At 36.7% G+C, this 13,168-nt stretch carries 8 protein-coding genes; 3 read left to right on the top strand and 5 right to left on the bottom strand.

The window, feature by feature from the left end; genetic code table 11:
* Positions 1-168 precede the first annotated feature (168 nt).
* Positions 169-1,020 (bottom strand): CvfB family protein, encoded by an 852-nt coding sequence (locus tag P0N36_RS12835; RefSeq protein WP_275843250.1) that lies wholly within the window; start codon positions 1,018-1,020, stop codon positions 169-171.
* 273 nt (positions 1,021-1,293) lie between these two features.
* Between P0N36_RS12835 and nrdJ the strand changes: the two genes are divergently transcribed.
* Positions 1,294-3,651 carry a ribonucleoside-triphosphate reductase, adenosylcobalamin-dependent gene (nrdJ, locus tag P0N36_RS12830; protein WP_275843248.1) on the top strand — a complete coding sequence of 786 codons (2,358 nt, stop codon included), beginning with the start codon at positions 1,294-1,296 and terminating at the stop codon, positions 3,649-3,651.
* An 86-nt stretch (positions 3,652-3,737) separates the two neighbouring features.
* Here the strand turns inward: nrdJ and rarD are convergent, their stop codons facing one another.
* Positions 3,738-4,682, bottom strand: a complete 945-nt coding sequence (rarD, locus tag P0N36_RS12825) for an EamA family transporter RarD (protein ID WP_275843247.1) — start codon at positions 4,680-4,682, stop codon at positions 3,738-3,740.
* Between the two features lie 118 nt (positions 4,683-4,800).
* Between rarD and P0N36_RS12820 the strand changes: the two genes are divergently transcribed.
* On the top strand, positions 4,801-5,280 hold the full coding sequence (locus P0N36_RS12820; RefSeq protein WP_275843246.1) for a permease: 480 nt from the start codon (positions 4,801-4,803) through the stop codon (positions 5,278-5,280).
* A complete protein-coding gene (locus tag P0N36_RS12815) occupies positions 5,280-5,819 on the top strand; it encodes a permease (protein WP_275843245.1) in 540 nt (179 codons plus the stop codon). Before P0N36_RS12820 ends, P0N36_RS12815 begins: the two co-directional genes overlap by 1 nt.
* Positions 5,820-5,831: 12 nt before the next feature.
* On the opposite strand, the gene P0N36_RS12810 is transcribed toward P0N36_RS12815, so the two are convergent.
* From P0N36_RS12810 to P0N36_RS12800, 3 genes are all read right to left on the bottom strand, one after another.
* Positions 5,832-7,349, bottom strand: a complete 1,518-nt coding sequence (locus P0N36_RS12810; protein WP_275843244.1) for a putative bifunctional diguanylate cyclase/phosphodiesterase — start codon at positions 7,347-7,349, stop codon at positions 5,832-5,834.
* An 88-nt stretch (positions 7,350-7,437) separates the two neighbouring features.
* The gene (gene amrB, locus P0N36_RS12805; RefSeq protein WP_275843243.1) at positions 7,438-8,286 is read right to left on the bottom strand and encodes an AmmeMemoRadiSam system protein B; all 849 of its coding nucleotides are present in this window, start codon (positions 8,284-8,286) and stop codon (positions 7,438-7,440) included.
* A 19-nt stretch (positions 8,287-8,305) separates the two neighbouring features.
* The coding region (locus tag P0N36_RS12800; protein ID WP_275843242.1) for an Ig-like domain-containing alpha-2-macroglobulin family protein at positions 8,306-13,168 on the bottom strand (4,863 nt) is incomplete at its 5' end.

Genomic DNA, 13,168 nt, shown 5'->3' with positions numbered 1-13,168 from the left:
ATGTGTAATTAAAAATAGGATAATAAGGCAAGCTTAAGTGCTTGTCTGTAGCTATAGGTTCTAATCGTAGAAGGGTTTTCATGGGACCCATTAAAAAAGTCTCTAAGCTTTTTTACCTAGAGACCTTTTTAGCATATGGGTTATCCTACACTGTAGGATGACCTACATTTATATCTTATATATGCCATCTTCCTTAATCAATATCTTTTCCTCTTTATATAACCTACCAAGTGCCCTTTTAAAAGCACCTTTACTCATGTTAAATGCTTTATTAATTACATCCTTATCCGATTTATCATGGTAGGGTAGAAATCCACCTGCATCACATAATCTCAGATAGAGTCTTTCTGAGTCTGAATCCATTTGAAAATCGATTCTCTGAGCTGTTGTCAGATTCAACTTTCCGTCTTCTCTAACTTTGGTAATACGTCCTTCAACCTTTTGTCCGATTTTCATATTAGGCAAAAGTTCATTTGACAAAATGAGACCGTAATATTTGCCTTCCACAGCCACAAATGCACCCATGTCTTCCTTAATGTCATAAATAATACCTGATACTTGGTCGTTTTCTTTGTAAGGACTGTCACTACGAAGAATTTTCTTAAGCTTCTGTGTGGCACACAGCCTGCCTGACTTGTCTTCATAGATGCCTACCAAAACCTTGTAACCTTTTTTAATTGGACGTAACTGCTCACTAAAGGGCATCAATATATCTTTATCATATCCCCATGACAAAAAGGCACCAAAATGATTGGTTTCTACTGCTTCCAAAATACCGATTTCTCCATTACATAGTAAAGGCGGCATCAAAGTACCTTGTAATTTTTTCTTCTGATCTAAATAGCAATAGACTTCTACCACATCACCTAATTCATATATCTTTTCATCCTCAGCACGCTCTAATTCTTGATTAGACAGTACAATACTATTAATAAGCTCCTCGGGGTTCTCATTTACAAATATTCCTAAGGGCGTCTTTTTTACGACGTACATTGTTTGTTTTTTTCCTAATTCAATCATGGTTCACCTATTCCTCTAATCATCACTTTAATCTCTAGATTAAAGTATCCACTTAAAATCCACTACATATACACCTAATATAACAGTAATCTAGGTTTTCTACAAGATAAACCTTACATCCCTTTTCCCTAATACTTTTGTCACTACTTACAAATCGCAATAAACTATGTTTTTTTCATGTAACGCCATTGACAGTTAGATTAGAGGTTGGTACAATATGTAGTGTATCAATTTACTATTAACTACTATATATTGTGAATGAGGTGTACAGCTATGATAAAAGTATTAAAGCGTAACGGTACCGTTACAGCTTTTATTCCCGAAAAAATATCTACCGCAATCAAGCTCTCTATGGCTGAAACAAAAGATAGCGTTGATGAAATATTAGCGGCTTCTATAAGTGAACGTGTAGCAGAAAGCTTAGAAAAAATGCAAAGTCCTGTATCCGTTGAAGATGTACAAGATCTTGTGGAGCAGTACTTAATGGAGTCTACAAGAAAAGATGCCGCAAAACGATACATCTTATACCGGTATGAGCGTGACAAAACAAGAGATCAAAGATCAAAAAGGATAGATGGTCGCCTTCTTAGTGAAGAGTTCATCAGTCGATACAAACATCGTCCTAACCCTATGAAACAGCTTGGTAATTTTGTATACTACAGAACCTATTCCCGATGGCTTCCTGAAGAAAAAAGAAGAGAATATTGGTGGGAAACTGTAAGAAGATCTGTAGAATATAATTGTAGCTTGGTGCCAACTACTAAGCGTGAAGCAGAAAAATTATACGATAATATTTTCAATCTTAGACAATTTTTATCCGGCCGTACTTTTTGGGTTGGTGGTACTGATGTTGCCAAGCACTATCCAATGGCTAATTTCAATTGTGCTTTTACCGTCATCAATAATTATAGTGCTTATAAAGACTTGTTTTACTTATTGATGGTTGGTTCTGGGGTCGGTGTCCGAGTTCTTAAATCCGACGTTGCAAGGTTACCCAAACTTAGAACAGACTTTGAAGTCATTCATGAGGATTATACACCCGTTCCAAAACAGTCACGTGAAGACAGCACGAGCCTTGATTTTTCCCATAATAATACGGTTAAGATCATTATTGGCGATAGTAAAGAAGGTTGGGTACAATCTTTGGATTTCTTTATTAAGATTCTTTATTCCAATGAGTACCGTAGAATCAACACCGTAATCATCAATTATAACAATGTTCGTCCAAAAGGCGAACTTCTAAAGACTTTTGGCGGGACAGCAAGTGGCCACACCAGCCTTAAAAATATGTTTACAAAAATCACCAATGTGGTAAGACGACGTGGTGTTGTACTTGGAGATACATTTGTACGGCTATTACCTATAGACTGTTTGGATATTGCAAATATCATAGGTGAGAATGTGGTTGTCGGTGGCGTTCGTAGAACTGCTGAGATTGTACTTGTAGACTCAGATGACAAAGAATGTATTGAAGCTAAAAATGCACTTTATAAACAAATTGATGGTCAATGGATTGTAGATCATGATATTATTCATAGACAGATGAGCAATAACTCTATCTACTATCAAAGCAAACCAACAAGAGGGCAACTTCACTGGCAAATCGAACAAATGCGATACTCCGGCGAACCGGGTTGGGTTAATGAAGTCGCCGGTGCAAAGCGTAGATCAAATATGAGCGGTGTCAACCCTTGTGGAGAAATACTTCTTGATTCTAATGGCTTGTGTAATTTAACAACGATTAATGTTTTTGCCTATGTAAATGAGGACAATACTTTAGATTATGATGGTCTCATGGAAGCTCAGCGCCTATCTGCAAGAGCTGGGTACAGAATGACATGTGTAGAACTAGAAATCCCTGATTGGAATTATGTTCAAGACCGTGACAAACTTCTTGGTTGTTCCTTGACTGGATGGCAAGACATGGTCAATGCCCTTGCTTATGATCAAAAGGCACAAGCAAAACTATTACGTGACCTTAGATCCGTTGCTATAGAAGCTGCCCAAGAATACGCCAGCGATATTGGTGAAAACCCACCACTCCTTGTGACAACTGTCAAGCCTGAAGGTACTTTGAGTCAATTACCCACTGTATCTAGTGGTGTACATTATTCTCACTCTCCTTATTATGTTAGGCGGGTTCGAATCAATGCATCTGATCCATTGGTTAAAGTGTGCGAGGAATTGGATTATCCTATCTTCCCTGAAGTGGGACAAGATATGGCAACCTGTACCACTAAGGTTATAGAATTCCCTATAAAAGCACCGAATGGTACTACTAAGTATGATGTATCTGCTCTAGAACAACTTGAAAACTACAAACTTTTCATGGAAAACTATGTGGATCATAACTGTTCTATAACCATTCACGTCCGTGAACATGAGTGGGATCTTGTTGAAGAATGGGTATGGGAAAATTGGGACGATGTCGTAGCACTTTCCTTTTTATCTTTAGATGATAGTTTTTACCAACTGCTACCTTACGAATCAATAACCGAGGAAGATTATAATGAAAGAAAAGCACAAATGAAGCCTTTCATTCCTAGTCTACTTTCAAAATATGAGAAGCATGAGATTGAGCTGGATCTCGGTACAGAAGGTTGTGATGGCGGTGCTTGCCCAATCCGTTAATCTTTATACTATGACACAAAAATCGGACCCTCATTAAGTGGGTCCGATTTTTTAATTGACTCATGGTTTTTAGAATCTTTCCTTGGCTAGAAGGACTTTAACCACCATTGCTTATCGTTTTGTCCGTCAACTTCTTCATTCGTCTTTATAATCATTCTTGGTTTGGTTCGAATTAAACTAAAGGTATATAGACTTAATCCAATCCATATCAATATAAAACTAAATAATTGTTCACTTGTAAAAGGCTCGTCATAAACCAAAACGCCAATAAGCAACATCAAAGTCGGTGCTATGTATTGTAAGAAACCAACACTAGATAAAGGTATTCTTTTAGCACCTTCTGTAAAGCATAATAAAGGTACAATTGATACAACTCCCGATAAGCACATTAAAAATGTCACCCAAGCTGACACCGTAAGAAAATGAGAACCACCATTTGAATTGAGCCAAGTAATATATACCAATGCGAAAGGCAAGCCCATCATCATTTCCACAAAAAGACTATTTAAGGTATCTAAGCTTTCTTTTTTCTTTGTATAGCCGTAGAAACCAAAAGACATAGCAACAGCAATGGATATCCATGGAAAACGACCATAACCAAATGTCATATATAAAACACCAGCCAAAGCAAAGCCAACCGCAATCATCTGAAGTCGTGTGATCCGCTCTTTAAGCAGGAGAAGACCCAATAGAATACTAACGAGTGGGTTGATGTAATAACCCAAACTGGCTTGTACAATCTGATCCGAACTAACCGCATAAATATAAATGACCCAATTGGCCATAATCAAAATACTTGTCAATATTAAGATTTTCCTCTTATTGGGCTGAGTCAAATAAGAAATAAAAAGGCGGTTCTTTTTCCACATCAACACCAAGCCCATTGTCACAAATGAAAAGATGATTCTTGTAGATAATACCTCAAAGGGCAATAACATCGTCAGCTGCTTCCAATAAAACGTCAGCAGTCCCCACATAACATAGGATGAGAAAACCAATGCATACCCTCTTATGTCTAACTTACTTTCCATAAATACACACTCCATTTTTTTGATTTTTCAGTATATCATTTAAATTCAAACTAAATACCATTGACAAAACTATTATATCTGAATATAATAATATACAGTACTTAATTAGGAGGTTTATATGACAACTACTGTTCTTTTCTATACTGTTTCGATTTTGCTCACTGTTCTTTCTTATTTTAAAGATCGACAAAAAACAATGATGGCACTAAAAAAAGCCTATAAGGCTTTTACTGGGTTAGTACCTGCCCTAATTCCTATGATTCTCTTTGTCGGTATTATGCTAACATTGGTTTCACCTGAATTAATTGGTAAGCTGCTTGGTGATGAATCCGGCCTAACTGGTATTATTGTTGGCGCTGTTCTTGGTTCCATTGTTTTTATGCCTAGTTTTGTAGCCTTTTCACTTGGCGAAAATCTACTCATTGGTGGTGCGGGTTATCCTCAGGTCGCTGTTTTTATTGCCACTTTGATGGCTGTCGGTATTTCAAGTTTAGCCATTGAACTCAAATACTTTAACAAAAAAACGACCATTCTCAGAAATGTTTTTGCTCTATTTGCATCTTTAATTTTTGCCGGATTGATTGGGGGGATTCTATAATGAAGTTAGTATTAATAAAACACAAATTTACACTCGCTTTTCTTTTGGTGATCCTTGTTATGGCATTCGTTGAACCTTCATATGCAAGATCTTCTTTAAGCATATCCTATGATAACCTTGTAACTATGATGGGGGTTATCCCACCCATCTTCCTTTTGATTGGCTTAATGGATGTCTGGATTCCAAAAGAGACCATGATAAAATACATGGGTGAGCATTCAGGCTTGACCGGACTGTTTTTCTCCTTCTTACTCGGTTCTATGGCAGCTGGCCCACTTTATGCAGCCTTCCCAATAGCTGCCTTACTCTTACGTAAAGGTGCTCGTTTTGCTTATGTTTTCTTCTTTTTAGGTACCTGGACCTCTGCTAAACTTCCTCTTGTTCTCTTCGAAATGACTTCCCTAGGCGTTCCATTTACACTTATTCATATTACTTCTATGATGCTCATGTATTTGATCGGTTCCTTTTACTTGGAAAGTCTACTAAAGCCCCATGAAAAAATAGCTATTTTAGACAAAATCCACGCCATGTCTCAATAGGATGACCGTCCATTATCCGTTAAATCCATTTTCATCAAGGACTTTCACATAGTCTATAAATGCTTCCGGCAAAACAGCTTTGCTAAACAGCCAACCTTGAACTTCATCCACACCTAAGTCTTTTAATATGTACAACTGCTTCTTTGTTTCGACACCTTCAATATTAATATAGTAGTCCAATTTTTTCCCTAGTAAGATCATCGATTCAATGACAATACGCTGCTCAATATTGTCCAAATCTTCAATAAAGGACTTATCAATCTTTAGTTTTGACGCTTTTAACTGTTTAATGTAAGTCATAGATGAGTAGCCTGTACCAAAGTCATCCAAAGAAACCCCTATACCAAATTCATGAAGAGTTTGAACCAAATGTCGACTATGATTAAGGTCCTTAAGCGCAGCTGTTTCTGTGATTTCCACTTCTAATAATGAAGGGTCAACTCCTTGACTTTTAATGTTTTGATGTATATGTTCTATAAACTCATCATCAAACTCTTTTCCTGAAACGTTTAAAGATACCCGAATATTATGTCCTTGCTCTTGCCATTTCTTAACCTGGTAAATCGATTCTTTCACCACCCATTTTCCGATATCATCAATAAAACCGATATCTTCTGCTAGTGGTATAAAATCATTGGGATAAATAATATATCCGTCCGGATGATGCCACCTAATCAATGCTTCACAACCATCTACCTTCATCGTTTTTAAGTTGATTTTAGGTTGATAATAAAGCACCATTTCATTTAATTTCAAAGCCCTTCTTAACTGTTTTTCTAATGCGATGCGCTTAATAACATCGATATATAGTGTATCTTCATAATAGTATACCGTTTTATATCCACGGTTCAAAGACTCTACCAAGGCCATATTGGCTTTTTTTATGAGTTGTTTGGCATCCAACGAATGGTCAGGAGCCATGGCTATACCAACGCTAATGAGCACATCTATTTCCATATAATCTACTTTAATAGGTTCTGTCAACCCTTCAATCAAAGTACAGGCACGAGATATGGCATCCTCCTTGCAACTCGTGTTGCTTTCTATTGCTAAAAAAGTCATTTGATCCATACCTAACGTTTCTAACGGACCATTAAAGGTTTCTCTGAGCCTTTTAGCAACCACTTTTAACACCTCATTTCCAATGTCATGGCTATAGGTGTCATTAATAAGTTTTAGATTTGTAATGGCTATATCATATAGATAACTGAGTTTGTTTTCCTGCATCAATAGGTGTTTTTGTATATGTTCAACCATGGTACCCCTATTATATAGATGTGTTACAGGGTCATGAGATGCCATATACTTCAAAATATTATTCTGGTCTCCAAGCTCAAGATTTGTGGCTTTTAGCTTTTTTAGATTCAAGTACATTTTGATAATGACTACCAGCATAACAGCAAGCATCATTATAAAAACTAGGTCATTACCTCTAGGCTCCGCGTTTATCTCTGTTGCCCCGTATGATATATGTCCCATGGCCATAAATGTAATTAAAAAGATAGAAAGAGAATATTCTTTGTCTTTCATTCTAGAACCTCATGATATTACTTCTCAAATATAGTGTCATTATTATACCATATTTCGTATAATTATGCCATAAGCGCCACAATCTACTTCAATCCGATTGTATCGATGTGCTTTTACCATAACCATATACGAAGTAGCTGGTTGTGGCTTCCATGTTAGGACGATTCAAAATAAGGGCAGCATTTCCTTCATTCAATAATAATTGATGATCAAATCCCAATTCTTTCAGAAGCATAATCGTCAAATAGGCCGTTGTTGGAGAGTCTATATAATCGTTATTTAAGGTAAAGAGTCTTTTATAGCTTTTATTTCTAATGATTTCTTTGGTTATTTGATCTTTTTGCTTTGCTAATTCTAGAGATAAATCATGTGAAAAATCTACTGACCCAATAACAACTACATTTCTATCCCCAATAAAATCCCTTATGTGTTTTCCAAGACTGTCCACGCCATGAATACCGCCGGTCTCATGAACCAATAAGGTTAAAACCGGCGTATCTTCATAATTAGCTCTTATATAATTCATATGGATACCCACACTATGTTCACCTCTGAGCATGACATCATCCGCTTTCATAACGTCTCTATGGTTCAATAATTCTCCATATAATGGCGAAGGGATGACCAAACCATAATGGGTCATATAAGAAGATCCCACAACTTGGTACCTTGGACCTTTGCCTCCATGATTAGGCCCAATAAGTATAATTAGTTCAACATCTTTCTTAAGTGTTTTGTAGAAATCACTAATCATGCTATGGGCTACATTGTGATGAGGTACAAGCCCACCATAAATAGGTTCCAGATATTCAGTATCGTATTTGCCAATCTGTTTTTTATCAATAAATACCCGAGCATCTATATCATAATTGACAATCTCCTCTTCCTTGTTGACATCGGGCGTACAACTTGCTAAAAGACCTATCAAAAAAAACACTACCACCCAAATGAAAAATCTATTGAATGATTTCAACTTTTATTCCTTCTCCTTTAGTGTAGCTTTGGTTTTTTGTATCAAAAATCACAATGGGCTCATATCCATAATTGCCAATAGTAATGGCTCGAGCTTGATAGGTAAGCACAAATTCATAATCATTTAGTTTATCCGTATTATGATGATAGGCATATGTGTAAAATTGTGCCGATCGCCCTTCATTGTTATTATATGCCAACATATTAACTTCATTTGAAGTAATTGCTACATTTCCAACAAATACCAAACCAGCAGGCAAAACATCCATAACCTCAAAGTTAGTAATGGGTTTATGAACCTTAACCTTATGCTCAACAGTTATCAGGTCACCCACGCTTATACTACCCTCTTTTGCAATGATACGGGTTTCCACTTCTAAGTCATTATTAACTTCAACGTCTTGATGTGATCCAATATAGTTTGTAATCATGGTCGTCTCACCATTAATTGGTAGGAATACCGTCTCCATAGCTTCATTTGCTGTTAAGGTACGATGCCATACATCATCATACCCCAACCTTATGATTTCTTTCTGTTTATTAATACTAACCTCTACGACACTTTCAAGTAAGTTGGTTGGAAGATGGGTTGTATAATAAAAGCACTCACTGGCAGTAATATAGCCTTTTACTTCCAAATCTTGAATCCTATTATGAATTGAACTAGCCATTTTTTCTTGATTTAAATCGACATATATGGCCATCAGCAAAGCGTTTTTTTTGTTTTGATTTGGATCTTCAGTCTCAATATAGTCAATGCCAATCATTTGATTACCTGACGGAAAATGCTCAGATAATGCTTGTATCACTTCTTGATACGCACCATAGTAAGCTAAAGCTTTTATACCATAAAGCACAGCTAAAGGCTCTTCCTTATACGTTGATAGACCTAGTGCTACCCGTATATTCTCTAACATAGGTTCTCCCAGTAAGGCAAGTCCATATAGAGCTGCCATGGATTCGACATAACTCGTCTTATCGCTCATAGCTTTTTGATATAAGCCTAGCTTCAGTCTTTCTACTTCGCTATTTTCTATGACATCTCCCCATCCCATTTGCAACAAATCAACTGTTGTTATAACACTACCGTCACTTGAATGGGTCGAATTATAGAGATTGTTTTCCGGAAGGTAATAATATGGTTTTTGACTTAGCCATGTAAGATGGCTGACTTCAAACCCTAGCTTTTCCATTTCAAGATAAGCCATATACCCTGATGCTTTGTACTCAAGAGCCTCTACATGATTGTAGAGCCATTTTGATAACATCTCATAACGTTCTCTCGCCAGTGGGTTCATCATACTGATTTGAACCATCTGATTGTTATGTTTTATAATGGTGTTTTCTTCTACTTGTTCTTTATGGTTCAAAGGCAGTCTTTGGGTACTCTTATGGATTTGTATACTCTTAGACATACGATCTTTATATCCTGGTACAGATCCTTCAATCGTCACTGTATATTTACCTGGTTCCAATGTATTTAGTGGAAGCGAACCAACAGGCACATACATGAAATCATTCAAGAAGCCTTTTCCTTCATAGGTCCAATCAAACCCTTCCTGGCTTTTAATTTCCACCCTATAATCGGCCTCTGTATCCCTTGGTACGTTTTTTGATGTGGATCTCAGGGTTAAGCCTAGTTCATCCTGTTCTAAGAAATTATCTGCAAATAACGCGGTTACAAAGTAGGGTAGTGTTACATTTAGATTCTCTTTTGAAACCCCTACATACAGATCTTGGGTGATCCCACTAACCGTCACCCGCCATTTTGTGAGATTATCCGGTACTTTGAAAGAAACATTTGCTTCTCCCTTCTCATCGGTTGTGCCGTTATTGAAGTATGCTGTATTTTTGAAGTCAGATCGTATACTTCCGTCACCACCTTCACCGCCTTCTGCGCCATAAGTTGCCTCAATAAACTTTGATGTGGCAACCGTTTCACCTAGTATGGCCGTATTATAATGCCATTGGTAGAGTTCACTTCTTGGATCTTTATGATCTTCGTAAAGGGCAAAATAAGCTTCATCTACCACACTTATATTGTAGTAACCTTCTAAAGGCTTTCCATCCTTGTCTTTCATTGTAATAACCCCGTGAACTGTGTCCCCCGGTTTATAATCAGACTGCTCAAACTCTATGTCAATCATGGCTTTTCTTTCATCCGTATCAAACTGCAAATATTTTCTAAAATTATAACCGGCATGCATATACTGACCATCAAAATAGACCCCTTGAACATATACCGTTGGTATCATATCCTCTTTGAATTTTAGTGTATGCGAGGGGGTATCTGACAAATAGGTTTCATAGATACCTTCTTTAACCACTATGAAAAGCATTTGATCCTGATTACCCCCTTGTAATCTCCCCTCCTCTGTATTAACAAAAATATGAGCTTCTTCATCAATACCATAGGCATATTGATCACTGTCCAAATAAGCATATTGATGATATGCCAAAGCATCTCTATAATATATATCCCCACCATAATAACCTGTGTCTTTAATGACACGTCCTTTGCCATCATAGGATACTGTTTCGACGATATAGTCACGACCTTCAACCACCTGATCAAAATTAAGACTCATGACACCTTGAGCATCTGTTACCATCGTGTTTTTCAAAACAATATTCTCAATACGTTTATAATTAAATCGGTCATAGGTCACTTTCATTACTTCATCGTAAGACTGACCTACAAATACTTTTTCATAATAGATTTCTTTAACTGTCACTTCTACGTTCACATCACCAATAGGATTGCCCTTAAGATTTGAGCCGTCAAATATTTCAGGATCGTGTTTTGAAATGTCGATTTCATGGGCTCTATAGGTCATCTCAAATCCAGCATCGCTTACTTTTTCAAGTTCTAGAATGGTCATCATGTCTCTTGGAAGCATGATAAAAGAAATAGGTATCGTGTCATAATAGTTGTCTATGGTATCCAGCCGAGCATAAAGATGAACCATCTCAGGATACCATGTCGTTGTATCCAAATAAGGTATAAAGACTTCCTCAAAATGTCCATTTTCAGAACCTTCAAACTGAACGCTTTTTAGACCTTCTCTTAGAATAATATTCCAGTCACTTTCCAAAACAATTTCCGGATTTGTATATGGTGTACCTTCATAATACATCACTTCTCCACTTACTACGATTTCATCACCCATCATCATAATATCTTTATCCGTATTCCCCTTCATTGTTACCGTTGGCTTTTCAAATTGACTTATACCAACATATACTGTTGTTAGCTTCTCTTCACCAATAAAAACCTGAAGATCGAACCCATAACCATAATAATCTTCAAACTCAAAAGAAGTAATATAGTCCCCGTTCTTTGAGAGTGCTACTGTTTTTTCTTCTAAAATCTTGTCACCTATAACCCTTTTAATCGTAACGGATTGAGTCGCTTTACCATTTTTATGTTGAACAAATCCTGATACATAAACTAGGTCTGTTGGTAAATAAACGGCTCTGTCTGTATATGCATAATACCAATAATCCTCAAAAAACTGTTTCTCATAAGTCCCTGTTCGTAAAGGCATCAACAGAGGTTGTACTTCTTTTGTATTTATTTTTACCATCTTAAAGGTATTTTGAGGTGTTTTATAAGGCATAACACTAAGTCCAGCCGCATTCGTTGAACCAATAGGCGTGTCATCTATTGAAACGACACTTTCAAGTACATTGTCTCCTGTGCTTTGAAGCCATACTAGAAGTTGGTCGTTATCTGCCATCAGATAGCCATTGAATTCTGTCACTTGAAGCAAAGTGCCACCAATCTTATCACTTTTTTCCAAAAGTAGATAATAGTAACCTTTACTTAGATTCTCATCCAAAGTAACGTAACCTTGATAGTAGTCATAAATATTATATCTAGCCTTAATCATTTTTGGGGACTCTGATACTTCCTCATTAGCATCTAAATAGGTTTGTGCTTCTTTGGGGACCATCCTATTTAACTTTATTGCTGTCACATCTTTTTTGATTGGGTATGCCTTTATGGATATGGATTCGCCTTCATTATACAGATCACTATAGGCTCTAAAGCTCTGAACGCCATTTGGATTTAGATAAATAAGGTCCTTATTCAGAAAATAGATCAGTTGCTGATTAGAATGATAACTATAATCCGTCGTAAACCTTGTTTCGAAACCCTCTAAGGTCTCATCTTTATGAACATAACCCTCTTCTATGGTTAAGGTATATACTGTGTTGGGCTGAAGATTCTCTTTTGGTATAAACCTATATACATTGTTAAAAACCTCCACGCGACCTTCTGCCTGAGGTGTTAAATTTATATAATCACCAATTGATGCCTCAATGTTTTTCGAAAAATATACTTCTATAAGTGTATTGGTCGGTACATATTCTTTATCCTCTGCTGGATATACAGCACTTACAGCTAATATTTTTTGGGTTTGAAAAGCAAAACCAAAAGGTATCTCACCTTGGTCGTATATCACGCTAACGATTTCACCGGCATCTAGTGGCGCATCAAAGGTTAATTCAAATTTTAAATCTTTCTCATTTTTCATAGAGATCGTATAAGCCTTATCTGGTTTTACTTTAAGGACACGCTTTAAGGTATCCGTATTAATTATACCTTTTACTTGAATCTCAAAAGGACTATTTGTAGACACGCCTTGATCTGTGACTTCAAGGGCTTTAACTTCCATAGCATCGATACGATAGTTGTCCGTTATCTGCTCATCTATTGAAAGAGGTTCTTCCACTGGTTTTCTCCCATACACAAACCAATAGGCAAGCCCACCTATCATTAGAACTGCAACCAATCCGGCAACTAACCCAATTTTATTTTCTCTGATCCATTTTTTTATACC

Origin of the sequence: Petrocella sp. FN5, assembly GCF_029210395.1 — a bacterium.
Classification (GTDB): Bacteria; Bacillota; Clostridia; order Lachnospirales; family Vallitaleaceae; genus Petrocella.
This window is presented reverse-complemented; position numbering and strand designations above follow the sequence as displayed.